This window comes from Psychromonas sp. L1A2 (genome assembly GCF_009828855.1).
GTDB lineage: Bacteria > Pseudomonadota > Gammaproteobacteria > Enterobacterales > Psychromonadaceae > Psychromonas.
In genome coordinates this window covers 456,983-483,810 of sequence record NZ_WUAG01000001.1, presented here as the reverse complement: position 1 = coordinate 483,810, position 26,828 = coordinate 456,983, and the positions used below count along the sequence as shown (strand labels likewise).

Genomic DNA, 26,828 nt, shown 5'->3' with positions numbered 1-26,828 from the left:
AAAGTTGTCTTCCGGTAAAATTAGCAGTTTACTTGCGCGCTAGTTTGTCCAAAACGTCGCTCTTTACCTGAAAATACATCTAATGCTAATTGGAAGGCTTCACCATCAAAATCTGGCCATAATACGTCAGTAAAATACATTTCAGCATAAGCAAGTTGCCACAATAAAAAATTACTAATACGATAATCGCCGCCAGTACGAATCATTAAATCAACATCGGGTAAGTCACCTAATGTTAATGTCTGACCGACTAACTCTTCATCGATATCATCAATATTTAATTCGCCACTTTGAACCTGAGCAGCAATTTTTCTAGTCGCATTAGTCATATCCCAACGTCCACCGTAATTCGCAGCAACATTGAGTGCTAAACCAGTATTATTTTTTGTTAACTCTTGTCCTTCATGTACTTTTTTTTGTAATCGGTCACTAAAACCAGATATATCACCAATAATGTTTAGCTTGATATTACTTTTATGCAGTTTTTTTATTTCGCGCCCTAGCACAATAAAAAACAACTCCATTAACATACTGACTTCTTGTTCAGGACGTTTCCAATTTTCACTACTAAAAGCAAAAATAGTCAATGCTTCAAGTTTATTATCTCTTGCGAAAGTAATTGTTTTACGCAGCGCTTTTACACCGTGTTTGTGACCAAAAATACGGTGTTTTCCTTGTCTTTCAGACCAACGGCCATTGCCATCCATAATGATCGCAACATGCTTAGGGAAATTATTTTCAAACGTCACAGTAATCCTTTACAAAAAATAAAATGCACCAAATACTTAGTAGGAGGTGCATTAATTGAATATGAGTTAAAATTAAACTTCTAACAATTCAGCTTCTTTAACCGCTAATACTTCATCTACTTTCTTGATGCTTTCATTAGTGACTTTTTGTACTAACTCTTCACCTTGACGCTGCTGATCTTCACTGATTTCTTTTTCTTTTTCTAGGTCTTTAAAATCGCCATTTGCATCACGACGAATATTACGAATCGCAACACGAGTACTTTCTGCTTCACCACGAACAACTTTAATAAGGTCTTTACGACGTTCTTCAGTTAACGGTGGTAAAGGAATACGAATAACGGTACCAGCAGACATCGGGTTCAAACCTAAGTTAGATCCCATGATCGCTTTTTCAACAGCTGCGATTAATGTCGCATCAAATACTGTAATTGTTAATGTACGTGCATCTTCAGTAGATACATTACCCACTTGACGTAATGGTGTATTTGAACCGTAATATGGCACCATAATACCATCAAGTAAACTCGGGTGAGCTCGGCCAGTACGTACTTTCGCTAATTGGCTTTTAAATGACTCGATGCTTTTATTCATTCGCGTTTGTGCATCATCTTTGATTTCGTTAATCATATCTACTTTCCTAACTTATTGGTTCATTATCAAACTTTGTTACTCAATATGGCAACAAGAATTATTAATAGTTACATATCTTAATTATTAGTTACTCGAATAAGAATATATTTAATTAAATATTTTCTTCAGCATGAGTGATAGTTGTACCTTCATCACCACCCAATACCACACGACTTAATGCACCCGGTTTATTCATGTTAAATACACGAATCGGTAAACTATGGTCTCTTGCTAATGTAAAGGCAGCTAAATCCATTACTTGTAATTCTTTTTCTAAAACGGTTTGGTAATCTAAAACACTGTATAATTTAGCATCTGGATTTTTAACTGGATCTGCGTCATAAACACCATCTACTTTTGTGCCTTTCAATACTGCATCAGCCTCTATCTCAATACCACGTAAACAAGCTGCTGAGTCAGTAGTAAAAAATGGGTTACCTGTACCTGCAGCAAAAATAACTACTGTACCTAACTTCAAATACTTAATCGCTTCAGCCCAGTTGTAATCATCACACACACCATTTAATGGTATTGCAGACATTAAACGAGAATTCACATGTGAACGGTGTAATGCATCACGCATTGCTAACCCATTCATTACGGTTGCTAGCATTCCCATATGGTCGCCAACAACACGGTTCATACCAGCTTGTGCTAGCCCTGCACCACGGAAGATATTACCACCACCAATTACTAAACCAACTTGTACACCAGATTCGATCAGAGATTTAATCTCTAATGCCATACGATCCAATACTTTAGGATCAATACCGAACCCCTCTTCACCAACGAGTGCTTCGCCACTCAATTTTAATAAAATACGACGATAAGCAGATTTAGGGTTAGTGCTCATAATTTCATTCCTTAAGTTGAAATAATACCGATTTTTTTAAAAAAATTATAAAAATAAATTTAAAAAATAGGTCTTAAATTGGCCATTTAACAGGCAAATTATCTTACTTTTTAATATAAAAGAACCGCAGCTAAGCCGCGGTTCTTTTTACAATGGATCAATGCTAAAAACATCACCTATTGCGCCTGAATAAAATTACTTAGCAGCAGCCATTGTTGCAGCAACTTCAGCAGCAAAATCTTCAGTTTTCTTTTCAATACCTTCACCAACTTCTAAACGGATGAAAGAGACAACGTCTGCACTCGCACCTTTAAGAAGTTTAGCAACAGAAATTGATGGGTCTTTAATGAAAGATTGACCAGTTAAACTTACTTCACCAGTAAATTTAGCCATACGACCATTAACCATCTTCTCTGCGATCTCAGCAGGTTTACCGCTTTCGATTGCAATTTGTAATTGAATTTCTTTTTCTTTAGCAACTACGTCTGCAGGTACATCTTCAGGTTTAACAAACTGAGGAGATGCAGCAGCAACGTGCATTGCGATATCTTTAGCTAGATCAGCGTCGCCGCCAGTTAGCACAGAAACAACACCGATTTTACGGCCATGTACGTAAGCGCCAAGGTTTTCACCTTCAACGATTTGTAAACGACGTACAGAAATGTTTTCACCAATTTTAGCAACTAAAAGTTCACGCGCTTCTTCAACAGTAGTGTCATCGAACGCTTGTGAGCTAAGAGCTTCAACAGTATCAATTTTGTTTGCAAGTGCGATATCAGCTACTTTTTCAGCAAATGCTAAGAAGCTTTTATCCATAGCAACGAAGTCTGTTTCACAGTTAACTTCGATGATTAGCGCAGTAGAGCCATTTGTTTTTGCAAAAATAGCACCTTCAGCAGCAATACGGCCTGCTTTTTTAGCTGCTTTGATTGCACCTGATTTACGCATGTTTTCAATTGCAAGCTCGATGTCGCCATCTGCTTCAACTAATGCTTTTTTACAATCCATCATACCCGCAGCTGTGCGGTCACGAAGTTCTTTAACTTGCTGAGCTGTAATAGCCATTGTTTGATTTCCTATTTTAATTCTATAAAAAAGGGGTCATATAGACCCCTGATAACCAACCAATGATTGGTTAATAAGAGCTTCTATTATTAGAAGGACTTATTTTTCAGCTGTTTCTTCTTCAACGAAGCCTTCAGCTACTACTACTTCTACAGTACGGCCTTCTTTAACAGCTTCAGCAGCTGCATTTAAGTAAAGCTTAACTGCACGGATAGCATCATCATTACCAGGTACGATGTAATCGATGTTATCAGGACAAGAGTTAGTATCTACAACAGCGATAACAGGAATTCCTAGGTTATTCGCTTCTTTAATTGCAATGTGCTCGTGATCAGCATCGATTACGAAGATTACATCTGGGATACCGCCCATGTTTTTGATACCACCAAGTGTTTTTTCAAGTTTCTCTAATTCACGAGTACGCATAAGCGCTTCTTTCTTAGTTAACTTGTCAAAAGTACCGTCTTGGCTTTGAACTTCAAGATCTTTCAAACGCTTGATTGATTGACGAACTGTTTTCCAGTTAGTCAACATACCACCTAACCAGCGGTGATCAACGTAGAATTGGTCACATGCGATTGCAGCTTCTTTAACAGCTTCTGAAGCTGCGCGTTTAGTACCAACAAAAAGGATTTTACCTTTTTTAGATGCTTTAGCTTCTAGGAAGTTAAGCGCTTGGTTAAACATAGGAACTGTTTTTTCAAGGTTGATGATATGAACTTTATTACGAGCACCAAAAATGAATGGTTTCATTTTTGGGTTCCAGTAACGAGTTTGGTGACCGAAGTGAACGCCTGCTTGTAGCATATCGCGCATTGATACTGTTGCCATTTGAATTTCCTTTTAGGGGGTTAGGCCTCCACACATCCCATACACTCGACCATTAATTTCTTAAACAGAAAAAGGCACCCCGAGTGACGTGTCGATGCGTGTGTGTTATTTAAGTAATAATCCTTTAAATTCAACACATTAAATATGATGAATGGATTATCCTGATTATTTAAGAAAGCGACTAAAAAATTAATCTATCAATCTCGGAGCGCTTTATACCACAGCGAAGCAAATATCTCAATAAATAGTGTATTAATTACCATATTTTTAAACATCCTTTTCTGAGATGAAATCCACGTTCGCTGTGGGGGTTTGTTAGTGTTATTTTATCTAGCACCAGAGACTAAAACTCTTTATAGTTACGGTATAAACATTTTATTCAAAGTATAGAGATATGACATGTCTGGACTAATTAAAACTGCTCAAGAAATAGAAAAAATGCGTATTGCTGGCCAACAAGCTGCAGATGTATTAACCATGATTGAACCTTATGTTAAAAAAGGGGTTACCACTAACGAACTAAATCAACTATGCCATGATTTTATTGTTAATGAGCAAGGAGGGATTCCAGCTCCATTGAATTACCACGGTTTTCCTAAATCTATTTGTACTTCATTAAACTATGTCGTATGCCATGGCATTCCCAACGATAAACCTTTAAAAGAAGGTGATGTATTAAATATTGATATCACTGTTATTAAAGATGGTTATCACGGTGACACGTCTAAAATGTTTATGGTTGGAAAACCATCTATCTTAGCTGATCGTTTAGCGCGTGTAACACAAGAATGTTTATACATCGGTATTAAAATGGTTAAGCCTGGTGCTCGTTTAGGCGATATCGGTGCGGCTATCCAAAAACACGCAGAAAATCACAACTATTCAATCGTACGTGAATATTGTGGACACGGTATTGGCGCTGGATTCCATGAAGAACCGCAAGTATTGCACTACGGTAAGAAAGGCACTGGCGAAGTATTAAAAGCGGGTCAATGTTTTACTATTGAACCAATGCTTAATGCTGGTAAACGTGATTGTAAAGTATTAAAAGATGAATGGACTGTTGTAACCAAAGATAAAAAATTATCTATGCAATGGGAGCATACATTATTAGTGACTGAAACAGGTGTTGAGATTTTGACACTGCGCCCAGAAGAAACAATTGAGCGTATCATTAACCCAGAATAAATATGAATTAAGCCTGCTTTCTTAACGTAAGTAATGCAGGCTTCAACATTGAGGCTTTAAATGGACTTTGAACACTATTCCCCGCTACATATTCAGCAACAAGATCTCACCATTTCTTTTATCAAACAACACCTACAACAATTTTCAGACTGGCAACTTGAACAATTCAAAGCTAAAAAGCACATTAATGATATCGTATCAATGCGTGCACTTTATGTGGACGAATTATTAAGCCGTTTATGGGATCTAGTTGGGTTAAATGAAAGCTTTGATTTAAGTCTACTTGCGGTTGGCGGATATGGTCGAGGTGAATTACATCCAAAGTCTGATATCGACTTATTAATTTTATCTGATCATGGTTTTAGTAAAGAGTCTGAAGAAAAAATAGGACAACTGATCACCCTACTATGGGATTTAAAACTTGATGTTGGTAATAGTGTTCGCACAATAAATGATTGCATAGAACAAGGTAAAGCAGACATTACCATCGCAACCAGCATGATCGAATCACGCTTAATTAAAGGTAATGAAAAAACCTTTGAAAAATTACAAAACGTCATTGGTGAAAGTGACTTCTGGCCATCAGCACAATTTTTTACCGTAAAAAAAGAAGAACAGTTTGGACGTCATAAAAACTGCCGAGGCGATGGTTACAATCTAGAACCTGATATTAAAAATGGCTGTGGTGGACTACGTGATATACAAACTATTGCGTGGGTTTCAAAACGTCATTTTGATGCACATAGCCTTTTAGAGTTAACGTCATATGGTTATATTACTCAGGCTGAATATCATGAAATAAGTGATTGTCAGTCGCAATTATGGACAATTCGATTTGCCCTGCATACTGTTACAAACCGCCCTGATAACCGTTTACTTTTCGATTTCCAAAGTGATGTTGCTAAACTGCTAGGTTATACCGGTCAACGTAATGAAGCCGTAGAACAAATGATGAAAATGTTCTATCAAACCATTCGCCGAGTGAAAGAGCTTAATGAAATGTTATTACAATATTTTAATGAGGCTATTTTAGGTAATGTCGCGACAGAGTTTCATGAGATAGATGAACACTTTAGAATCCGAGGTAATAAGATAGAGCTAACCTCTTCTGGTTATTTCCAGGATAACCCTGAATCTATTTTACAATTATTTGTACACATTGCCGATGATAAACGCATTAAAGGAATTTACTCGAGCACTTTACGTGAGCTTCGAGAAGCAAGACGTTGTTTAACACACTGGCTACAAAATATTCCAGAGTGTCGCACTATTTTTATGGAAATTATTAAGCATCCTCGCGGTATGGGACTGCCTTTCACATTAATGTATGAATACGGTGTATTAGCCGCTTATATCCCACAGTGGAGCCGTATTGTGGGGCAAATGCAATTTGATCTATTCCATGCTTATACCGTAGATGCGCATACACATAAACTTGTAAATTTATTTATAATTATCCAAAAAGTAAAAGCGATCACCCTTTAGCACATGAAATATTTCGATCATTAGAAAAACCTGAGTTATTGTTTTTAGCGGCTATATTTCATGATATTGCCAAAGGGCAACAAGGCGATCATTCAACTTTAGGTGCCGTCGATGCACTCGCCTTTTGTGGGTTGCATGGCCTTAGCCGTTATGAAAGTAAAGCGGTTGCTTGGTTAGTTGAACATCACTTAACCATGTCAGTGACTGCTCAACGTCGAGATATTAGTGATCCAAATGTGATCATTGAATTTGCTAAAACAGTCAGAGATGAAAAACACCTTAACTTATTATATTGCTTAACCGTTGCCGATATTTGTGCAACCAATGAAGACACATGGAATAGTTGGAAAGCTTCTCTATTAAGAGATTTATATTATAAGACACTCACCATGTTACGACGTGGTTTAGAAAACCCACCAGATATTCGCGATCGTATTCGCGATCGTCAGCTTAAGGCGCTTGGTATTTTAGCAGGGTTAGGGATTAGTGAAGATAAAGTTAAACCGTTGTGGAAACGTTTTAGATTAAACTACTTTTTCCGTTATACCTCGGCACAAATTTGCTGGCACACGCAGCACTTGTTAGAGCATAAAGATCATAGCAAGCCTATGGTATTAATAAGTACTAAAAATGCACGCGGTGGTAGCGAGATCTTTGTCTATCATAAAGATATGCCGATCTTGTTCTCTTCTGTTGTGACTGAAATCGATAATAAAAAGCTCAGTGTTCATGATGCAAAAATTCTATCCAGTCGAGATAACTATGCGCTAAGCACTTTTACAGTATTGGAAGAAGATGGCGAACATATTGATGACGATAAAATCCAACGTTTACGTGAAGCCATTATTGATACATTATTAAAACCTGATGTGATTAACTCAAACTTAATTCGATTAGAGCGTGTTAAACGTCCCTTTAAATTTGAACCTAAAATCACCTTCTTACCAACGCGTCGTAAACGTACACAAATCGAAGTTGTCGCATTTGATGCACCAGGTATTTTAGCCAATATTGGAACGGTTTTTGTAGATCATGGTTTAATGCTTGATACCGCGAAAATATCGACTATAGGTGAACGAGCAGAGGATTTATTTATTGTCTCTACAGCTGATGGCGATTCATTAACTAAAGAGCAAGAAGAAAGTTTAAAAGCGAGTTTGATGTATGAATTGAGTCCAAGCACTTAATTTTCTAAATAGCTTATTTAAATGAAAGCGTTTAGTTCAAATCACAAAAAAGCCCATTATGTTTTCCACATAACGGGCTTTTTAATGATGAATCATTTCATTAATATTATTCAGTATTAGTTTCAGACTCAAAGGTTACAAAGTCATGGTTTAAGACCGTTAAAGTGACTTTATCACCAACCTCAAACTGTAAACAATCATTACAGTGATTACTATGCCTAACAATGAAACTCTGTTGATTAAACTGAACCGTAATTTGTTGCATTGCCCCTTGAAAATCGACTTGTTTAACCATCGCTAAACCATTTAAGTCAGGCACAATATTAATATGCTCAGGACGAAGCAATAAACGCAGTTGCTTACCAATACTATGCTCAATGACACTATTACTGCCTAATAAACCAAAACAGCCCTGATAACTGAATTTATCAACGACAGTGACATCTATATAATTTGATTGCCCCATAAAGTCCGCAACGTACGCTGAATTAGGTTGGCGATATAATTTTTGTGCCGTGTCTATTTGTACAATTTTTCCCGCTTGCATTAATGCAATACGATCCGCAAAAGCAAAACCTTCTTCTTTCGAGTGGGTGACAAATAATGCACTCATTTGATGTTGTTTAAATAGTTGGCGGATTTCATTAATAAGTTGAAAACGAACATGTTGATCTAAGTTAGAAAAGGGTTCGTCTAATAACATTAATTCAGGTTGATAAGCGAGAGCTCGTGCAATAGCAATACGTTGCTGTTGCCCACCCGATAACTGATGTGGAAAGCGTTTAGCCAACTCACTCAATTGAACTAATGATAAAACACTGTCAACACGCTGCTGTTTCTCTGCTTTAGAGAGCTTATTAGTCAGTGAGAAAGCCACATTATCAAATACATTCAAATGCGGGAAAAGTGCATAATCTTGAAAGATCAGCCCTATTTTTCTTTGCTCTGGTGGTGTATAAGTTTTTTCATCGTTTAACACTTTTTGTCGAATACTAATTTTGCCTGTTAGTTCTGTTTGTAAGCCGGCAACAGCTCTTAGCAATGTTGTTTTCCCGCAGCCACTCTCACCCAGTAAACACACTATTTCATTATCATTTAAAGTTAAATCTAAGGCTTCTAAAACAGCTGTTTTTTGATATGAACAACTGAGGTTTTCAATTTTTAACGCACTCATTAACGCTTTTTCTCCAGCAAACGATTCACAACAATAAATGGAATTAAGCCTAATGCGATTATCATCAAAGCAGGCAATGCTGCGTATTCTATCATTTCGTCAGAAACAAATTGATAAACATAAGTTGCTAATGTTTCAAAATTAAATGGGCGCAAAAGTAACGCGGCAGGTAACTCTTTCATTGCTTCGATAAATACCAAAATAAATGCGGTTAACATACCTTTTTTAATTAAAGGAATATTAACTCGCCACAATGTTTTAATAGGTCCATTGCCTAATGTTCTAGAAGCCAGTTCCAGAGAAGGTGAAACCTGCACTAAACTACTATCCACACTGCCTACCGCAATTGCGCTGAAGCGTACTAAATAACCAAGTACTAAAATAACTAATGAACCTGATAGTATTAAGCCTACGGGAGGTAAATCCCAACTTAATAAGAAATCGTTTAACAATAAATCAAAACTGGTTAACGGTATCAAAACACCAATCGCAACGACCGTGCCAGGTACGGCATAACCAAGAGAAGATAAGCGTATCGCTGATTTAGCAGCAAACCCGGGGCTTAAACGTTGATAAAAATTAACAATGAGTGCAACTGCTAACGCTAAGATAGCGACGAGAAAAGCGAGCCATAAACTGTTCATCGTATAATTAATTAAGTCATCATTTAACGACTCTGTAAAATAGTGAACGGCATAATATACTAAAGTAGCAATAGGAATAAACAGCGAAAAACTGACTAAAGACCAAGTAAAACCCAATACGCCCCACTTCTTCCAACCGGTTAAGGTAAAACGAAGGTCTACACTGCCATTACTATTACGTTGATAAACTTGTTGTTTACGGCGACTATAGTTTTCTAAAGAGATAAGAACCACAATAGCTAATAACATCATTGAAGATATTTTGGCAGCCGTAGTTAAACTTCCGAGTTCCAACCAAGTGTCGTATATTGCAGTGGTTAGAGTATGCACAGCAAAATAATTCACCGTCGCAAAATCACCTAAGGTTTCCATCGCAATTAATGAAACACCGACCGCCATAGCAGAACGAGAGAGAGGAATACTGACTCGCCAAAATGCTTGGATTGGAGATAAACCCAGTGTTCTAGCCGCTTGAAACAAGCCTGCAGATTGCGTTAAAAAAGCACTACGTAATAACAAATATAAATAAGGGAAAAGTGATAACGCCAAAATGACAGAAGCACCAAAAATGGTGCGAATATCAGGAAAGTAATAATCATCAATAGACTGCCAGCTAAACAACTCCCGTAAAGCAAGTTGTACTGGTCCGGTAAAATCTAATAAATCGGTATAAACGATAGCAATAATATAAGGCGGCATCGCCAGAGGCAGCATTAACGCCCATTGGAGTTTTTCACGAGAAGGGAAATCACAACAAGCGACAAACCAAGCGCAAGGCATCGCAAATAAAATACTCAGTAAAACAACGAATAAAATAACGAGAATGGAATTGCTAATGTAGGTGAGTAAAACGGTATCAATAAGATGTGAAAAGCTACCACTTTCATCGATGACAAAAGCACTTAAAAAAATAGCAATGATTGGACATAACAAAATACAAGTTACCGCCCAAGGCAGTAACTTGTATAAATATGAAGACTTAGAGATCAAATTTCACTTCATCCATTAACTTAATAGCCGTTTTATGTTGTGCAGCTATATCAGATAATTTGATATCGTCTTGCTTAAACTCGCCCCAAGATGCAACCAATTTAGAAGGTTTTACGTCTTCTTTAACAGGATATTCATAGTTAATCTCAGCATACATTCCTTGTGCTACATCACCCGATAAAAATTCCATCAGCTTAATTGCATTTTCTTTATTAGGAGCATATTTAGCTAAAGAAATACCACTTACATTTACGTGTGTACCCGTAGTTGCTTGATTAGGGAAGTTAATGTGAACGGCTTCAGCCCAAGAAACTTGTTTAGGATCGTTTAACATTTTACCTAAGTAGTAGCTGTTAGTTAATGCGTAATCACATAAACCTTCTTTAACTGCTTTCACTTGAGCACGATCATTACCTTGTGGTTTACGTGCTAAGTTAGCTTTTAAACCTTCTAACCATGTTTTTGCTTTAGCTTCGCCTTCATGAGCGATAATTGATGCTAATAGCGAGATATTGTAAGGATGTTTACCTGAACGCATACATACCTTGCCTTTAAAAGCAGGTGTTGCTAAATCTTGGTACGTAATATTCGGTGTAGGGCCAACACGCTCAACTGAAGAGTAAATAGTACGAGCTCGGCTAGTTAATGCAAACCATTCTTTTGTCGCACCATGGAATTTACTTGGGATATTTTTATCTAACACATCGCTCTCAACTGGTTGCGCTAAGCCATCTTCAGTAAATAAAGCTAAACGACTGAAGTCTGACGTTAACATAAGGTCAGCTTTAGATAACTCTCCTTCACGTTTAATGCGTTCAATTAAGCCTTTTTTAGCGAATAAAACATTTACTTTGACGCCTGTTTCAGCAGTGAACTCTTTCATCATTGGTTCAATTAAAAACGGTTGACGGTAAGAGTAAACATTCACTTCTTCAGCAGCAAAAGACATTGAACTTGTTAGCACAGACGCACCTGCAAGTAAGATAGTTAAACCTTTTTGAATAGACATCAATTATTCCTTTAAATAGCATAATTATTAAGAACTGGCATTGTAATGATAACAATTACTATTTACAAGTTTAATTTTTATAACTATTTGCGATAAGAAATAAAATAAATCAACAGGAAATTCAAAAGGCTAAAAATCAACAGCTTGATGTCAATGTTTAGAATTTCCCTTCAGAATTTACAATCTATAATTAATGATAAAAAACTAAACAGGCAATGCGATACCTTGTTCTTTCATACGTGCAATTTTATAACGTAAAGTACGAGGGCTAATTCCTAATAATTCAGCGACATCTTTGCGTTTACCTCGGCAAGTTTGCAATGCATCTAAAATGATTTTTTGCTCTTGTTGTTTTAAGCCTTGCCCTAATACTTCCTCAATAATGGGTTGAGTTGTAGGAATAGTATTTATAGGGGTATTTTTTATGACGCTATCCACTACTGGCACACATTCAGCTGCATGCTTAATAACATCGGTAGTAAACGCAGAACTATCAGCCTCACTCTTCTCATCAAAAGAAGTATCATCACTCACTGACTGTAAAATATGCTCAAATTGCTGATCTTCTAAAATCAATGCATCACAACCAATGGTTTGACTGCTCGATAAAATCAATGCGCGCTGCATGACATTATCAAGTTCACGTACATTGCCAGGCCAAGCATAAGAGGATAAACGTTGCTTCGCTTGTTCAGATAACACAGGAATAGCCGATGATTGCTCCATCGCATGATGTGCTAACAAATGCTCTGCAAGTGGAAGAATATCGCCTTTGCGTTGTTGTAATGGTAACCACTGTAATGGGAATACATTAAGACGATAATATAAATCTTCACGAAAAGTGCCTGCCTCGACTGCTTTTTTTAGGTCACGGTTACTTGTCGCTAACACTCGTACATTTAATTTAATGGTTTTACGAGAGCCTAAACGCTCGACTTCTTTTTCTTGTAAAACACGTAATAATTTTACCTGAAGCTCTAGTGGCATTTCAGTGATTTCATCTAATAAAATAGTCCCGTTTTGTGCTTGTTCAAATTTACCAGGGCACGCTTGAATTGCACCAGTAAAGGCCCCTTTTTCATACCCAAATAAAGTAGATTCGAGCATAGTATCTGGAATTGCACCACAGTTAATGGCAACAAAAGCTTCGTCTTTTCGCGATGATTTATCATGTAAATAGCGCGACAACACTTCTTTCCCTGACCCACTTGGGCCAGTTATCATAACCGATGCATCAGTCGCAGCGACTTTATCAGCCACTTTAAATAAAGCCGCCGTACTCGAATCACCGAAAACAGGCGTGCGTGACGACACCTTATAAACAGGCGCATAACGACTAACTTGATTTAATAAAACTTCCGGTGAAAAGGGTTTAGCAAGGTAATCAATTGCCCCATCACGAATTGCTTTAACAGCGTCATCAATAGTCGCATAAGCCGTCATTAATAAAACAGGTATTTCAGGGTACTTGTTCTTAATATTTTTTAATAGCGTTAAGCCACTCATACCACCCATTTGAATATCACTAATCACTAAATCGTAGCAAGCGTTATTGACCTTCGCATTATTAAGCTCAACTAATGCAGACTCTGCACTATCAACTTCTTCACAGTCATAACCCGCTAATAATAACGTATCAATTAAAGCCTCACGTAAACCAGCATCATCTTCAACAACTAACAATTTACCCTGAGATTTAGCATTCAACATATTAAGCTCCTATCACTTTATTCATTTGAGCATTAAATTGATTAGTTTTACTACCAATACGGTGTAACGGTAATACGAGTGTAAAACAGCTACCTTTGCCCACTTCAGATTTCACCTCTACGCTACCTTTATGTGACTGGACAACCCCTTGTACAACAGCTAAACCTAATCCTGTACCCTGTGACTTGGTGGTATAAAAAGCTTCCATCACTTTGGCTAGACGTTGTTTTTCAATTCCTGGGCCATTATCCATAACAGATATTTCTAATTTATCGTGCCCTCTCTGAACCGCACTAATGTAGAGTTGAGCACCTTTACCCGTTGCTTCAACTGCATTGGATATTAAATTAGTCATCGCGCTAGTTAAGGCATTTTTATTCGCTAGAATGAATAAATCAGGATCAGGCAACTTGCATTGTAAGTTACCTTCAACATTAGAGATCATCGCATCACTTGCCTCTTGCACTTGTTCTAACAATGTGGCAACAGAGACCTCCTCAACTATTTTTTGCTCACCACTTCTAGCAAATAACAACATGTCGTTTACCTGCGTTTCTAAATCTTGCAAACGATTCATTAACTTACCCTGAAATCGTAAACGAGAACTTTCATTAAGTGTTTTATTAGCTAAGTTTGCGCCATACAACATAGCAGCAGATAATGGAGTGCGGATTTGGTGTGCTAATGAAGCCACCATTTTCCCTAAAGAAGATAAACGCTTTAAGGTTGCAACATGCTCTTGTAATTGACGGGTATGTGTTAAATCCGTTAATAAAATAAGCTGGCCAGGTTGGCCCTCTAAAGAAGAAATTGATAATTGAATACGACGGCCATTTTTTAACGATATTTCATGACCATCATCATTTTTAGGGCTAAATGAACGCTTAATGACATCACTCCAGCGCATATTTTCTAATGGCTCACCTAATAATTGCACGGCAACTCGATTTGCTTGACCAACAATACCGTTACCATCTATGACAATAAGCCCAGAAGGTAGCTCATTATACAATTGCCCCATGTAATTGGCTTGAGCACGTAACTGCTGAAGCTCACCGACATAGCTCTCTGTTTCTAATGATGGATTGTTTGTTGATTGATGAACTGTCATAGCAACACCTAAAAATGAGTATAGATATCACTACTAAGCACTTATTATGCCAACCAAAAAATACTATTACTTAACAGTAAGATAACAGAAAAATAAAAGTAACCCGCCATAAAAATGACAGCAAAAATCCGTGTAATCTATTAACATTACACGGCTTTTTAGGGGTCAAGAAAAACGAACTACCCCTCTTTGTTTAATCCATATTTTTTCATCTTTTCAACTAATGTCGTGCGGCGCATAGATAACAACTCAGCGGCATGTGACACCACACCATCTTGTGAATCAATTGCTTGGCGAATCATTTCCATTTCAAACTCAACCAATTTATTTTTTAAATTCATCCCTTCAGCAGGTAAGTTCCCTAAAAAACCTTGTGACTCTTCATCACTTTCGTCAGATAAAATAGGCGCATCTCCAAACATACCCGATAAAGCATCACGTTCCAGTAGCGCTTCTTCTTCTGGGTTATATTGAATATGCTCAACCATTTCGCCTTGTTCATCAAGGTAACGATATTTAACAGGTAACTCATTAATATCAATAATTTTATTACTATGTAATATCAACAGACGCTCTAATAAATTAGATAACTCACGTATATTACCAGGCCAGCTATGCTGCATTAATGACTCTAAAGCGCGCTGAGTAAAACGCAGTGTTGCTTTATGCTCAACTTCTAAACGAGATAAAAGCTCTTGTAATAGTAAAGGAATATCTTCTTGGCGATCGCGTAATGCAGGCTTTTCTATTGGGAATACATTTAAGCGATAGAATAAATCCTCGCGGAATGTCCCAGCGATGATCATATCTTCTAAGTGACGATGTGTAGCCGCAATAATACGCACATCAGCTTGTAATGATTTAGTACCACCAACGCGTTCGAAGGTTCTTTCTTGTAACACTCGTAATAATTTAACTTGCATTGGCATTGGCATATCACCAATTTCATCCAGAAATAGCGTACCGCCTTCTGCTAATTCAAAACGACCTTTTCTAGCAGAAAAAGCACCGGTGAAGGCCCCTTTTTCATGTCCAAATAATTCACTCTCTAAAAGTTCAGCTGGAATAGCGCCACAGTTAACGGGCACAAAAGGTCCTTTACTACGGTTAGAAACTTCATGGATAGCACGTGCGACAACTTCTTTACCCGTTCCCGATTCACCTAAGACCAACACATTGGCATTACTTTCAGCAACTTGCTCCACTAAGTAACGAATCTCTTGAATGCGCAATCCTTTACCAACTAAAGAAGAAATGAGGTATTTATTTGCTTTATTCAACTGATGTTGAGGGTTCTGAAAGGTTTGACAGTAATGCAATAATTGCGTTAATTCTGCATAAACAATAGGTAAATTAAGCATACCTATATGGTTACTATGAATATTATCAACTTCTCCTGATAAGCTAATAAATGGCACCTTCGGAAAATCGCTTGCGATTGCAGAGAGATTATTATCTTGATTACTCAAAATAACAGCCAAAGGCAATGATTGATTTACATGTGTGCTTAGATCATCAATATTAACAGTTAGATAAGATTCGCCAACAAAGTGTAAAACCGTTTGTAATATTTCTGTTTGTTGTGCTGTCATATCAACTAAATAAATCGGTGGGCGCAGTGTCATAATCAATACTCATAAAAATAAACTACGGTTATAATAGAACATTTTTTACGGTTTGCATTGAAAATTAGTCAAAAAGATGACAATGACTATAAAATGACACATTTTCTCTAACTAAAACTTTAGTGGTAGAGCATATAATAGTATTAGCTCTGTAATAAATCCCAACTGACATGCACTTCTATCGCTGCTGGACTTATTTTGGTAAAACGACCTTTAAAAGGCTCATATAAACTATCGTGAACAGCAAACGAGCTACCATCTTGCAATACAATACTTTTAAAAGCAGATAGTTCTGTTTTTTGTCGCCTGTACTTGCTGTTGCCATTCTTTCATAGCAACGCTGAGCAATGATTTTATGAAATCAACAAATTCAGGCTTGCTAAGCTGATTATGAAAGGGCTTATAGTGCACATCAGTGTCTGTTAGTTTCACAAAATAACGGTGCAAATCAGTGACGATATCTACTGATTTATCACCCAGTGACATCATTAACTCAAAGGGTTTGATAACCCTTTGACGATTGCAAAAATTAACATGCTTACCTATGTCATTAATTTTTAATTCTCCAAGGACTTTTGTTATTTGTTGTAACTCAGTATTATCTATACGCATACTCTGATTTACTATTGATATTGGTTTGGCGATTACTATCAGATCAAATTCAGAACATGTTTTCAATTTGTTTTTTTCTTAAGATCCAACCTATGAGCAGATATTAAATAATTAATTAAATTTAGAATCAAAAACATAAGTTAGCTAAAGGGACTTTATGACTCGTTCATCGATCAGACAATCTCGAAATACGGCTTGTCACAAGTTGAAAATGCAGATCCACATACGCTTATTTCATTGATAATGCAGCATGTTATAGGCTCGCAGCGGCAGATAAAGGTGCGATTGAGCGTAAAGATTTTGAAAATAAAAATCGTATGCTTAAAAAAAGTAATTGGACTTATTGGGGGGTTGCAAAATAGTTTAGATATGGAAAAAGGCGGTGAAATATTTGAAAATATTTATAACTTATACGCTTATATAATTTCACAAGTCACTCAGGTAAATATCAAAAATAATTGTGAGTCATTAACTGAAATAATAAGCTTAATCAGCGAAATAAAATCAGGTTGGGATGGTATTCCACAAGATATACGTCAGCAATATAATCGTTAATAACAGGATTTAGGCAGAGACTTAAATAACCAACACCCAACACCCAACACCCAAGTTAAGCTTGAATCTTATTTGGATTTTAAAAAAACTTAACCAACTGCTTGATGAAGAAGAATATGAATTATTTCTATAACAGCAAAACCTGTTTGGCGATCAACTTAAAAATTTTCTTAATAACCATTCAGAAGATGAACTAATTAATGTTATTGAGCATCTTAAACGCCTTAAAAGCATGGTAGAATCATTGCAACAACGAGTTGTTATTTATACTAAACTGTTGAAAGAAAAGTCTTTAAAATTACATTGTAATAAAAAAAGATACAAGCATATAAATAAAATATTTAGCTACTTAGTTATTTAAATACTTAAAATACGTGAAAAGGTCATTATGTTCAATAATCAATCAATATTGATAACCGGTGGTACGGGCTCTTTTGGCAGAAAATATGTCAAAACCTTACTCGAGCGTTACCAACCTAAAAAAATAATTATCTTTTCTCGTGATGAACTTAAACAATTTGAAATGCAGCAAGAGTTCAATGCCCCTTGCATGCGTTACTTTATTGGTGATGTACGTGATAAAGAGCGCTTAACACAAGCAATGAATGGTGTTGACTATGTTATTCATGCAGCAGCCATGAAGCATGTCCCTGCATCAGAATACAATCCGACTGAGTGCATAAAGACAAATATCAATGGTGCTGAGAATGTCATTCATGCAGCACTCACTAATAATGTGAAAAAAGTCATCGCTCTTTCTACTGACAAAGCAGCAAACCCAATCAATTTATATGGCGCGACTAAATTGGCTTCCGATAAGCTTTTTGTTGCGGCTAATAATATGTCAGGTGGCCATCAAACCCTTTTCTCTGTAGTACGTTACGGTAATGTAGCTGGTTCTCGTGGTAGTGTTGTACCTTTCTTTGATAAATTAATTAATGACGGTGTAACAGAAATCCCAATCACCCATCCTGATATGACTCGTTTCTGGATAACATTACAAGATGGCGTAGACTTTGTATTAAAGAATTTTGCACGCATGCTTGGAGGAGAAATATTTGTACCTAAAATCCCGTCTATGCGCATACTTGATCTAGCTAAAGCGATGGCTCCTAATCTAGAAATAAAAATAGTAGGTATTCGACCAGGTGAAAAACTGCATGAAATAATGTGTCCTGCTGATGACTCATACCATACCTACGAATATCAAGACCATTTCATTATTGCGCCGGCTATTAAGTTTTTTAACCGTAGCAATGACTTCACCACGAACAACCTACAAGAAGAGGGCGAGCTTGTTGAGCATGGTTATGAATATAACTCTCTTACTAATAAGCACTTTCTGACCAAAGAAGAACTATTAACATTAAATGAGTTAGCAGAGGAATGATCCCTTACGGTAAACAAGATATTAATCAGCAAGATATCGAAGCTGTGGTTAAAGTATTGCAGTCTGACTTCCTAACGCAAGGACCTCAAGTACCTCTTTTTGAAGCAGCAATTAACCGAACCGTCAACTCACAATATGCTGTAGCAGTAAATTCAGCGACGTCTGCATTACATATTGCTTGCTTAGCGTTAGGTGTAGGCAAAGGCGATATCGTCTGGACCAGTCCTATCACTTTTGTTGCAAGTGCTAACTGTGCGTTATATTGCGGCGCTTCCGTTGATTTTGTGGATATTGACTCAGAGACTTATAACCTATCCCCAATAGAACTTGAAAAAAAGTTAATCGTAGCCAAACAACAGAACAAACTACCTAAAGTCGTCATCCCCGTACACCTCGCAGGCCAATCTTGCGAAATGCAAAAAATCCATCAGCTGAGTCTAGAATACAATTTTAAAATAATCGAAGATGCAGCACATGGGATTGGCGGAAAATATCAAGATAAACCTATTGGTAATTGTCGTTATAGCGACATAACAGTCTTTAGCTTTCACCCAGTCAAAATAGTGACAACCGCAGAAGGTGGAGTAGCCACCACTAATTGTCCGAACTTATCTGCATCAATGCAGCGATTGCGCTCTCACGGCATTACAAGAGATGAATCATTGATGACAGAACCATCACATGGAGATTGGTACTACCAACAACTTGAACTCGGCTTTAATTATCGGATGAGTGACTTACATGCAGCATTAGGGATTAGTCAACTAGAGCGATTAACAGAGTTCATCTATAAAAGAAATAAGCTAGCAAAAGATTACAGCGAAGCGTTTTTAGGGCTTCCGCTGACCTTGCCACAACAGCATTTCGATACCAACTCTTCATGGCATCTTTATATCATTAGATTACAACTTTCTGATGTATCCCAAACACATCGAGAGGTATTCTCTAAATTAAGGCGGGCAGGAATACTCGTCAACCTACATTATATCCCAATATATAAACAGCCCTACTACAAAAAAATTAGCAGTGTAAATACAGCTCTTCCTCAAGCAGAACACTATTATGAAGAAGCAATTAGCATCCCGATTTATCCAGCAATGAGTACATCACAACAACAAAAAATAATCGAGGCATTAAAAAATATAATAAAGTGATTCGGATAGCTATTTTGCCACATAATTTGCTCTTTTTTAATGGTAGTGTGGAAAATAGTTATCTCGAACTGATAAAAATTAAATTGGAATAATGATGATAAATATTACTAGCCCGTACCTGCCCAACAAAGAAAAATATAAAGAATATGTTGATGAGATATATAAAAATGGCTGGATAACGAATAATGGTCCTATGGTCCAAAAGCTTGAGCGAAGATTAGCGGTATATTTAGGCGTGAAGAACATTGTTTTGGTGGCCAACGGTACAATAGCGCTAGAGATAGCTTATAGAGCTTTAAGCCTCAAAGGAGATGTAATCACTACCCCATTTAGCTTTGTTGCGACCACAAGCTCATTGGTAACTAATAATCTAAATCCTATTTTTTGTGATATTCATGAGGAAACATTAAACATAGATGAAACAAAATTAGAAGGACTTATTACCCCAAACACCTCTGCGATTGTGCCAGTTCATATTTTTGGAAATAGCTGTAATATTGAAGAAATTAAAAAGATTTCAAAAAAGCACAGCTTAAAAGTTATTTACGATGCAGCCCATGCTTTTGGTGTGACATATAAAGGTAAAAGCATATTGAATCATGGTGACATTTCAACGTTAAGCTTCCATGCAACTAAGCTATTTCAGACAATTGAAGGGGGGGCATTAGTTATTAATGATGATTCTCTGGTAAAAAAAACTCGTGAGTTAATAAATTTTGGAATAGAGAGCCAAGAGTCAATCCCTAGCTTGGGGACAAATGCAAAAATGAATGAGTTTGAAGCTGCAATGGGATTATGTGTTCTCGACGATATTGACTTTATTTTCAAACAGCGAAAAACAATCTATAAAAACTACATAAATAAACTCAATGGGTCTGTTGAGTTCCCAGTGCAAAACAAGCAAGCAACTTTAAATTATAGTTATTTCCCACTTCTGTTAGAAAATAAAGAACAAATGCAGGCGTTACAACAAGCCCTAAATAGCGAAGACATATTCCCCAGACGCTATTTTTGTCCATCTTTAGATACGTTAAATTATATTGAGCCGAAACAATATTCGCCTATTTCAAGAAGTATCTCAGCAAGGATACTCTGCTTGCCAATTTATCCGGGATTATCACTAGATATGCAAAATAAAATTATTGAAATAGTAATAAATACAATAAATATAAACACCAAGGAATAAATATAAATCATCTCAAAGCTGGTAAATTTCTTGACTAGCAAAACGAAAGCACAGTTAGATCATATGCAGTGAGCCGCCATGAAAACTTGGTTGATTCGAATAATCTTAATCGAGTTATTTTGCCGCAAACAATATTTGATAGCGTATTAATTGGTGCGGTCACTATTCCAAATAACACTTTTTTTAACAGTAATGTTGAGGAATATATCCTTTGAATTACTTCATACAACATTCGTAATTTAACGACGATTAGTTATGAAAGTTGACAAAGTCGAGTGTGCGGCTGGGGCTGACGAGAATTGGCTTACTTGCTAAAAACCGCTCCCCTGTAGCGGTTAAATGAATTAATGTGAATAAAGGTAAGTTAATCATAAACAAAAGCAACTGGTTAATACTACAACGATAGGGCTGTATTTTCGCCTGTTATTTTGTAGTAGTTGAATAACAGGGAATAAATATCAATCTTTCACTTCATCATAACAATGAAAATAGGAAATAAGAGGTGAGCATTTTTCTATCTATACACAATGTGGTATGAAATGTGCTCATGGTGATTTTATAAAGATTACTATTGGCTTAAACAACTAAGGAAAAGTAAATGTTTAAAACACTAACAAAGCGATTGTTGTTAACAGTGGGATTGAAAATTAATAGAGTACCAAGTCATCAACAAAAAATAACGGAAAGAGAGCCGCAGTTGAAAGCAGAAACTATTGCTAAGTTTATGATGAGATTAAAAAAGCACCCCCTTAACGCTAATGAACATTTAGACTATGCAAATTATTTATTTGAGATCAACAGAAATTTTCTAGCATATGCTGAGTTTAAAACAGCCAAGTATTTGGGAGCTGTTATTAATGAAGATAAATTATTTGAAGAAAAGTTACGAGATGCAATACCAGAGCATAAAAACATCCCTCACAATCAATACTTTAGGTTTAAGACCTTGTGTAATGAACTTATTTTGAGGGCTGAAAATAAAAATATATCAGTATTAGATGTTGGGGGTAGTGAAGGACAACTTGCTTCGTTTCTCCCTGAGGCCACGCATTATTGTTTGGCTGAGCCAACAACTAATTGTATTTCAGGAACAGACTTACCATTTGAAGATAAATCATTTGATTACGTTGTCGCTTGCCATGTGTTAGAACATATTCCGGTTGAGAGACGAACTCTATTTCTTAACCAACTAATGTCAAAAGCAAAGAATGGTGTTATTTTATTAAATCCATTTCATATTGATGGCACGTTTGTACGTGAAAGATTGGAGTTATTCATAGAAATAACCAACGCAGAGTGGGCAAAAGAGCATTTAGAGTGCTCACTTCCCAAGCTTGATGATATAAAAGCCTTTGCTGTAGCTCAAAATATTGACATTTCGATGAAGCCTAGCGGTACACTAACAACAGGCTTAGCTTTTGCTTTTCTTGATCATTTTTCAGGTAAAGCAGATCTTAGAGATGATAGAGATAAAGTAAGCGCTTTTTTCAACAACAATTACTTTGATATTTCAGATTCAGATGAATACCCTATAGCATACTTGGTCTATTTAAAGTGTAAAAAGTAAGCTGCTAGTGATTATTTATCTGATGAAGAGCGTTATTAAATTTTAAGTTATTACAGGAATAGACTAGGGATCCAACGGTTAGCTTGCTTTAACTCGAAGCTCTAAAAAGGTTGAGCGGTAGCTGTCATAGCGCTCCCACCTTTTTCTGGATGGCTTGACCACAAAAGGTTACAAAATACATATAAGCTATCATGATAAAAATGGAAGCCTCTTTAAACTGTCAACACACTTGCAGAAATAAAATTTTAATTGGAATTTATTGCGGAATACTATTAGTCTCAAATATATGCGATCAAATTATTAAATCAATACACTAGCAACCTTTACTTTAGGATTAATTAACATTGAAAATTGGTATAATGCAACCCTATTTTTTTCCTTATTTGGGCTATTTACAATTAATTCAACATACTGATAAATGGATTGTTTTTGACAGTATTCAGTTTTCATCAAAAAGCTGGGTTAATCGCAATAGAATACTACACCCAGAGCAAAGCAAAGATTGGCAATATGTAACTATCCCATTAAAAAAACATTCCAATTTATCCCAGATTAATGAAATAGATATAAATAATAATATTACTTGGCAAAAACAAATACTTGGGAAGTTAACGCATTATAAAAAAATTGCGCCTTTTTATAATCAAACAATTGAAATAGTAAAAGAAAGTATTCTTCCACCCCATACAAAACTTAATAATGTATTAGTTAACTCTTTAGTAAACACCTGTGATTATCTAGGAATAGATTTTCAATATAGTTTATTTTCAGAAATGAATTTTGATGACAGCATCATTACTTCACCTGGTGATTGGGCGCTGAATATTGCTAAAGCTCATCATGCTTCGGAATATGTTAACCCTCCTAGTGGTTTCAAGATATTTAATGAAGAAGCATTCATCAAGAATAATATCCAACTCTCTTTTTTAACATCTGACTTACCAACATATTCTCAAAGTAGATCCCCATTTAGCGTCGGGTTATCGATCATTGATATTATGATGTGGAATAGTCCGCACGATATAAAGCTTATGCTTAATAAATACAGAATTAACTCTTACAAAGAATTAGATCAACAGGTTATTGCCAAATAAAACCAAAAAAATAGTACTTGAAGGCAAGAAAAAAATGAAAAATCTAAAATATGGGAAAGATCTTCATCAGCAATATCCTAAAACCTGTGATCCTAAAGATTTTTGGGGACAAATATGCAGAACAGTCAACGGAGAGGCGATTAGTGAAGAACAAATTTCATTAATTTATGAACAGATATGTACACAGTTAAAGTTTATAAAAAAAGATAATATATTAGATCTAGGGTGTGGAAATGGTGCGTTATCGACATTATTTTTTGAAAAAATTGAAAGTTTCCTCGGAATAGACTTCTCTGAATATTTAATTGACATCGCAAAAGATAACTTTGAAAAAAATGAATTTGTATTTCAAGTTGAAGATGCCGTTGATTTTTGTTCCACATCATTAAGTACAGAAAAATTTAACAAAGTACTCTGTTATGGTGCTTTCGCTTATTTTGACGATACGCAAGCAATACAAGTATTAACTAGCTTAAATAAAAGATTCAATAATGTGGATCTTATTTTTATTGGTAACTTACCTGATCGTGATAAAGCTGATAGCTTTTATCATACAAAAGAATTAAAAAATAAATACTTAGATGATCCACAATCATCAATTGGTCACTGGCGAAGCAAAAATAAATTTAAAGTATTAGCAGAATCCTGCGGTTGGCATACTGAGTTTATACACATGCCTACACATTTTTATGCTGCTCATTACCGTTATGATGTTTTACTTACTAGAATAAATATAGAGAAATGAATGAAATTTGAAGATATTTTTATTAAAAGCTCAACTCCTATATTTTCTGAAATTAAGTCAACATCAAACTTAGTTAAACCTAATTTTGATAATTTCATTGAAAAAGTAAAACAAAGTTATGAAAACAAAAATTTTAAGCAGGGGAAGCAAGTACTAGATTTTGAAAACAAGCTTTCAAAAATACATGGAACCAATGAATGTATTGCATTCTGTAATGGGTTGTGGGGGATGGTACTAACTATTCAAGCCTTATGCTTACCGCATAAAACAGAAGTTATTATGCCAACAATGACTTATAGACGACTCGCAGATATTACTGCATGGCTAAATTTAACTCCTCATTTTTGTGATATCGACCCCAAAGGGTTAGGCGCGACAGTTGCAACGGTTGAGTCTTGTATCAATTCAGATACAGGCTTATTACTTATTGCACAACCTATTGTTAAAGTCTGTGATATGCACGCTTTCGAGCGTTTAGGCAAAAAGTATAGTATCCCCGTTTTATTCGATTCTGTTGAAGCGGGTGTAGGCACATTAAAAAATAAAAAAATTGGAAGTTTTGGGGCCGCTGAATGTTTTTCTATGCATGCCAGTAAACTAATTAATGGCTTTGAAGCAGGTTACATCACAACAAATGATACACAACTTGCAGAAAAATTAAGAGAGTTAAGGTGCAATGGCTTAAATAACAATAATGCAATAATATCTAATGGACTCAATACAGAGTTAAATGAAGTACATGCAGCAATGGGGTTAATCGGCCTTGCAGAACTAGGACCACAGATAGAGCGTAACAAAGCGCGATATTATTTATATAAACAATTATTAAAAACATTACCATCAGTTACACTGGTTGAATATGATGAGCAAGAAGCAAGAGGCTATAAAAACATATTAATTAAGTTAGAAGATAACTGGCCTTTAAGTCGCCAAGAAACGCTTACTTTAATGCATCAAGATAATATATTAGCCAGACCCTATTATTGGCCAGTATTGCATACAAAAGAAACAGATTACCCGACAATATCAGGCAACATTATTCATGCCAACAATGTATCTGAGCAATATATACTAATGCCAAGTGGGGAGTTTCTTTCATTAGAGGATATACATAAAGTAGTTCATTACCTTAAGATTATTCATTACAACTCACAAGAAATCAAAGAGAGATTATAAATATGAACCTTAATGATATTGACTCGCTTGGACAGAATAATTTTCCTAAATGGGAGAAATTGGAAGCTTCACTCTCCACTATTTTTTCTAATCGATACTACACCAACCATGGCCCCTTCACGCAGAAACTTGAAAGTACAGTAGAGGAGTTGCTCGAAGTGAAGCATGCTATTGCGATGACAAATGATGCTATTGCGTTAGTTATTTCAGCTAAAGCACTCAATTTATCAGGCAAAGTAATATGCTCTCCGTTTATATCACCTTCTGCGTTAAACTCATTATATTGGAATAATTTAACACCAATTGTCTGTGAAGTTGATGAACAAACTTTAGCAATAAAAACGTCAACTATTGAACATTACATTGATGATGAAGTCTCTGCGATTTTAGGTAATCATTTAATGATGGAAGCAGACGAAGCTAAAGCTCTGCAAGAAATAGCCAAAAAAAATAATATTAAATTATATTTTGATGCCAGATCCTCATTCGGAGAGAAGCTAAATAACGTGAAAATAGGATCTTTTGGTGCTTTAGAAGTATTTTCATTTTCACAAAGTGAGTTAATTAATGGGGCAGAAAGCGCTATCGTTTGTACTAATGATGACGAGCTTGCCAAAAAAATAAGAAACATCAGAAGTAGCTATGGTGCAGGAGAAGTGGTTAGCGTTCCCATAACAGGAAACGGGAGAATATCAGAAGCACAAGCAGCGATTGCATTGTTGAGCATTGAAGATATGGATAAAAATAGAGAAAGAAATATACTTCAACACGCCCATTACGCACAATGTTTTTCACAAATGAAAGGCTTCAATATAGTGAATTCAAGCGATAATGAGGATAAAAACTATAGCTCAATAGTCGTTAAAGTAGAAAATTTAACACTCTCACCCAACTTAAAAAACATAAAAATAACCTCGCCATTTAACCATGGTATAAATCATAATTTTCAGAACAAAGTCATTGAACATAACCTTAATAACTCCTTATTCATTAATGTGCCAGTAGGTAATCATATTGATAAAATAAAAATTGATGCAATATGCAATACCTTAGAAAAAGCATCGATTCAAAAGTAGCGTCTATTGGTTATCAGAA

At 36.0% G+C, this 26,828-nt stretch carries 21 protein-coding genes and 2 pseudogenes; 11 read left to right on the top strand and 12 right to left on the bottom strand.

Annotated features, from left to right (window positions below; all coding sequences use genetic code 11):
* Positions 1-20: 20 nt before the first annotated feature.
* The 5 genes from uppS to rpsB all read right to left on the bottom strand — a co-directional run bounded on the left by uppS (position 21) and on the right by rpsB (position 4,131).
* A complete protein-coding gene (gene uppS, locus GQR59_RS02090; protein WP_160062328.1) occupies positions 21-707 on the bottom strand; it encodes a polyprenyl diphosphate synthase in 687 nt (228 codons plus the stop codon).
* Positions 708-821: 114 nt separating this feature from the next.
* Positions 822-1,379, bottom strand: a complete 558-nt coding sequence (gene frr / locus GQR59_RS02085; RefSeq protein ID WP_160060495.1) for a ribosome recycling factor — start codon at positions 1,377-1,379, stop codon at positions 822-824.
* Between the two features lie 115 nt (positions 1,380-1,494).
* Positions 1,495-2,235, bottom strand: coding sequence for a UMP kinase (pyrH, locus tag GQR59_RS02080; protein WP_160060494.1), 741 nt, complete (start codon positions 2,233-2,235; stop codon positions 1,495-1,497).
* A 195-nt stretch (positions 2,236-2,430) separates the two neighbouring features.
* A complete protein-coding gene (gene tsf / locus GQR59_RS02075; RefSeq protein ID WP_160060493.1) occupies positions 2,431-3,300 on the bottom strand; it encodes a translation elongation factor Ts in 870 nt (289 codons plus the stop codon).
* Between the two features lie 99 nt (positions 3,301-3,399).
* Positions 3,400-4,131: a 30S ribosomal protein S2 gene (gene rpsB, locus GQR59_RS02070; protein ID WP_025563186.1), complete on the bottom strand. Its 732-nt coding sequence runs from the start codon at positions 4,129-4,131 to the stop codon at positions 3,400-3,402.
* A 399-nt stretch (positions 4,132-4,530) separates the two neighbouring features.
* Here rpsB and map point away from each other — a divergent pair, with 399 nt between their 5' ends.
* Both map and glnD read left to right on the top strand, forming a co-directional pair.
* Positions 4,531-5,319 carry a type I methionyl aminopeptidase gene (map, locus tag GQR59_RS02065; protein ID WP_025563185.1) on the top strand — a complete coding sequence of 263 codons (789 nt, stop codon included), beginning with the start codon at positions 4,531-4,533 and terminating at the stop codon, positions 5,317-5,319.
* 60 nt (positions 5,320-5,379) lie between these two features.
* A pseudogene (gene glnD, locus GQR59_RS02060) lies at positions 5,380-7,991 on the top strand ([protein-PII] uridylyltransferase).
* Positions 7,992-8,097: 106 nt separating this feature from the next.
* Here glnD and GQR59_RS02055 read toward each other — a convergent pair.
* The 7 genes and pseudogenes from GQR59_RS02055 to GQR59_RS02025 form a co-directional block, all read right to left on the bottom strand.
* On the bottom strand, positions 8,098-9,165 hold the full coding sequence (locus GQR59_RS02055; RefSeq protein WP_160060492.1) for an ABC transporter ATP-binding protein: 1,068 nt from the start codon (positions 9,163-9,165) through the stop codon (positions 8,098-8,100).
* A complete protein-coding gene (locus tag GQR59_RS02050; protein ID WP_160060491.1) occupies positions 9,165-10,799 on the bottom strand; it encodes an ABC transporter permease in 1,635 nt (544 codons plus the stop codon). Before GQR59_RS02050 ends, GQR59_RS02055 begins: the two co-directional genes overlap by 1 nt.
* Complete coding sequence (locus GQR59_RS02045; RefSeq protein WP_160060490.1) at positions 10,789-11,808, bottom strand: Fe(3+) ABC transporter substrate-binding protein; 1,020 nt, start codon at positions 11,806-11,808, stop codon at positions 10,789-10,791. The genes GQR59_RS02050 and GQR59_RS02045 overlap by 11 nt, the downstream gene beginning before the upstream one ends.
* 204 nt (positions 11,809-12,012) lie before the next feature.
* Positions 12,013-13,518, bottom strand: coding sequence for a sigma-54-dependent transcriptional regulator (locus GQR59_RS02040; RefSeq protein ID WP_160060489.1), 1,506 nt, complete (start codon positions 13,516-13,518; stop codon positions 12,013-12,015).
* Between the two features lies 1 nt (position 13,519).
* Positions 13,520-14,629: a sensor histidine kinase gene (locus GQR59_RS02035; protein ID WP_160060488.1), complete on the bottom strand. Its 1,110-nt coding sequence runs from the start codon at positions 14,627-14,629 to the stop codon at positions 13,520-13,522.
* Positions 14,630-14,808: 179 nt separating this feature from the next.
* Positions 14,809-16,254 carry a sigma-54 dependent transcriptional regulator gene (locus tag GQR59_RS02030; protein ID WP_160060487.1) on the bottom strand — a complete coding sequence of 482 codons (1,446 nt, stop codon included), beginning with the start codon at positions 16,252-16,254 and terminating at the stop codon, positions 14,809-14,811.
* A gap of 149 nt (positions 16,255-16,403) precedes the next feature.
* Positions 16,404-16,866 (bottom strand): annotated as a pseudogene (locus GQR59_RS02025) (IS4-like element ISMps1 family transposase); the annotation flags it as partial.
* 195 nt (positions 16,867-17,061) lie between these two features.
* Here GQR59_RS02025 and fliS point away from each other — a divergent pair.
* The 9 genes from fliS (at position 17,062) to GQR59_RS01980 (ending at position 26,809) form a co-directional block, all read left to right on the top strand.
* A complete protein-coding gene (gene fliS / locus GQR59_RS02020; protein WP_160060486.1) occupies positions 17,062-17,421 on the top strand; it encodes a flagellar export chaperone FliS in 360 nt (119 codons plus the stop codon).
* 388 nt (positions 17,422-17,809) lie between these two features.
* Positions 17,810-18,811, top strand: coding sequence for a UDP-N-acetylglucosamine 4,6-dehydratase (inverting) (gene pseB / locus GQR59_RS02015; protein WP_160060485.1), 1,002 nt, complete (start codon positions 17,810-17,812; stop codon positions 18,809-18,811).
* Positions 18,808-19,965: a UDP-4-amino-4,6-dideoxy-N-acetyl-beta-L-altrosamine transaminase gene (gene pseC / locus GQR59_RS02010; RefSeq protein WP_160060484.1), complete on the top strand. Its 1,158-nt coding sequence runs from the start codon at positions 18,808-18,810 to the stop codon at positions 19,963-19,965. The genes pseB and pseC overlap by 4 nt, the downstream gene beginning before the upstream one ends.
* Positions 19,966-20,059: 94 nt before the next feature.
* A complete protein-coding gene (locus tag GQR59_RS02005; protein WP_160060483.1) occupies positions 20,060-21,151 on the top strand; it encodes a DegT/DnrJ/EryC1/StrS family aminotransferase in 1,092 nt (363 codons plus the stop codon).
* Between the two features lie 598 nt (positions 21,152-21,749).
* The gene (locus GQR59_RS02000) at positions 21,750-22,718 is read left to right on the top strand and encodes a class I SAM-dependent methyltransferase (protein WP_160060482.1); all 969 of its coding nucleotides are present in this window, start codon (positions 21,750-21,752) and stop codon (positions 22,716-22,718) included.
* A 344-nt stretch (positions 22,719-23,062) separates the two neighbouring features.
* Positions 23,063-23,812: a WbqC family protein gene (locus tag GQR59_RS01995; RefSeq protein ID WP_160060481.1), complete on the top strand. Its 750-nt coding sequence runs from the start codon at positions 23,063-23,065 to the stop codon at positions 23,810-23,812.
* 34 nt (positions 23,813-23,846) lie between these two features.
* The gene (locus tag GQR59_RS01990; RefSeq protein ID WP_160060480.1) at positions 23,847-24,557 is read left to right on the top strand and encodes a class I SAM-dependent methyltransferase; all 711 of its coding nucleotides are present in this window, start codon (positions 23,847-23,849) and stop codon (positions 24,555-24,557) included.
* Positions 24,558-25,733, top strand: coding sequence for a DegT/DnrJ/EryC1/StrS family aminotransferase (locus GQR59_RS01985; RefSeq protein WP_160060479.1), 1,176 nt, complete (start codon positions 24,558-24,560; stop codon positions 25,731-25,733).
* A 2-nt stretch (positions 25,734-25,735) separates the two neighbouring features.
* Positions 25,736-26,809 carry a DegT/DnrJ/EryC1/StrS family aminotransferase gene (locus tag GQR59_RS01980; protein WP_160060478.1) on the top strand — a complete coding sequence of 358 codons (1,074 nt, stop codon included), beginning with the start codon at positions 25,736-25,738 and terminating at the stop codon, positions 26,807-26,809.
* The last annotated feature ends 19 nt before the right edge of the window (positions 26,810-26,828 follow it).

Bases quoted from the DNA above. Each gene is read 5' to 3' on its own strand.
- GQR59_RS02040 (WP_160060489.1), bottom strand. From the start codon at position 13,518: ATGTTGAATGCTAAATCTCAGGGTAAATTGTTAGTTGTTGAAGATGAT.
- pseB (WP_160060485.1), top strand. From the start codon at position 17,810: ATGTTCAATAATCAATCAATATTGATAACCGGTGGTACGGGCTCTTTT.
- tsf (WP_160060493.1), bottom strand. From the start codon at position 3,300: ATGGCTATTACAGCTCAGCAAGTTAAAGAACTTCGTGACCGCACAGCT.
- GQR59_RS01980 (WP_160060478.1), top strand. From the start codon at position 25,736: ATGAACCTTAATGATATTGACTCGCTTGGACAGAATAATTTTCCTAAA.
- map (WP_025563185.1), top strand. From the start codon at position 4,531: ATGTCTGGACTAATTAAAACTGCTCAAGAAATAGAAAAAATGCGTATT.
- uppS (WP_160062328.1), bottom strand. From the start codon at position 707: ATGGATGGCAATGGCCGTTGGTCTGAAAGACAAGGAAAACACCGTATT.
- GQR59_RS02030 (WP_160060487.1), bottom strand. From the start codon at position 16,254: ATGACACTGCGCCCACCGATTTATTTAGTTGATATGACAGCACAACAA.
- rpsB (WP_025563186.1), bottom strand. From the start codon at position 4,131: ATGGCAACAGTATCAATGCGCGATATGCTACAAGCAGGCGTTCACTTC.
- pyrH (WP_160060494.1), bottom strand. From the start codon at position 2,235: ATGAGCACTAACCCTAAATCTGCTTATCGTCGTATTTTATTAAAATTG.
- GQR59_RS02055 (WP_160060492.1), bottom strand. From the start codon at position 9,165: ATGAGTGCGTTAAAAATTGAAAACCTCAGTTGTTCATATCAAAAAACA.
- frr (WP_160060495.1), bottom strand. From the start codon at position 1,379: ATGATTAACGAAATCAAAGATGATGCACAAACGCGAATGAATAAAAGC.
- GQR59_RS02045 (WP_160060490.1), bottom strand. From the start codon at position 11,808: ATGTCTATTCAAAAAGGTTTAACTATCTTACTTGCAGGTGCGTCTGTG.
- GQR59_RS02005 (WP_160060483.1), top strand. From the start codon at position 20,060: ATGATAAATATTACTAGCCCGTACCTGCCCAACAAAGAAAAATATAAA.
- GQR59_RS01990 (WP_160060480.1), top strand. From the start codon at position 23,847: ATGAAAAATCTAAAATATGGGAAAGATCTTCATCAGCAATATCCTAAA.
- pseC (WP_160060484.1), top strand. From the start codon at position 18,808: ATGATCCCTTACGGTAAACAAGATATTAATCAGCAAGATATCGAAGCT.
- GQR59_RS01985 (WP_160060479.1), top strand. From the start codon at position 24,558: ATGAAATTTGAAGATATTTTTATTAAAAGCTCAACTCCTATATTTTCT.
- GQR59_RS02000 (WP_160060482.1), top strand. From the start codon at position 21,750: ATGTTTAAAACACTAACAAAGCGATTGTTGTTAACAGTGGGATTGAAA.
- GQR59_RS02035 (WP_160060488.1), bottom strand. From the start codon at position 14,629: ATGACAGTTCATCAATCAACAAACAATCCATCATTAGAAACAGAGAGC.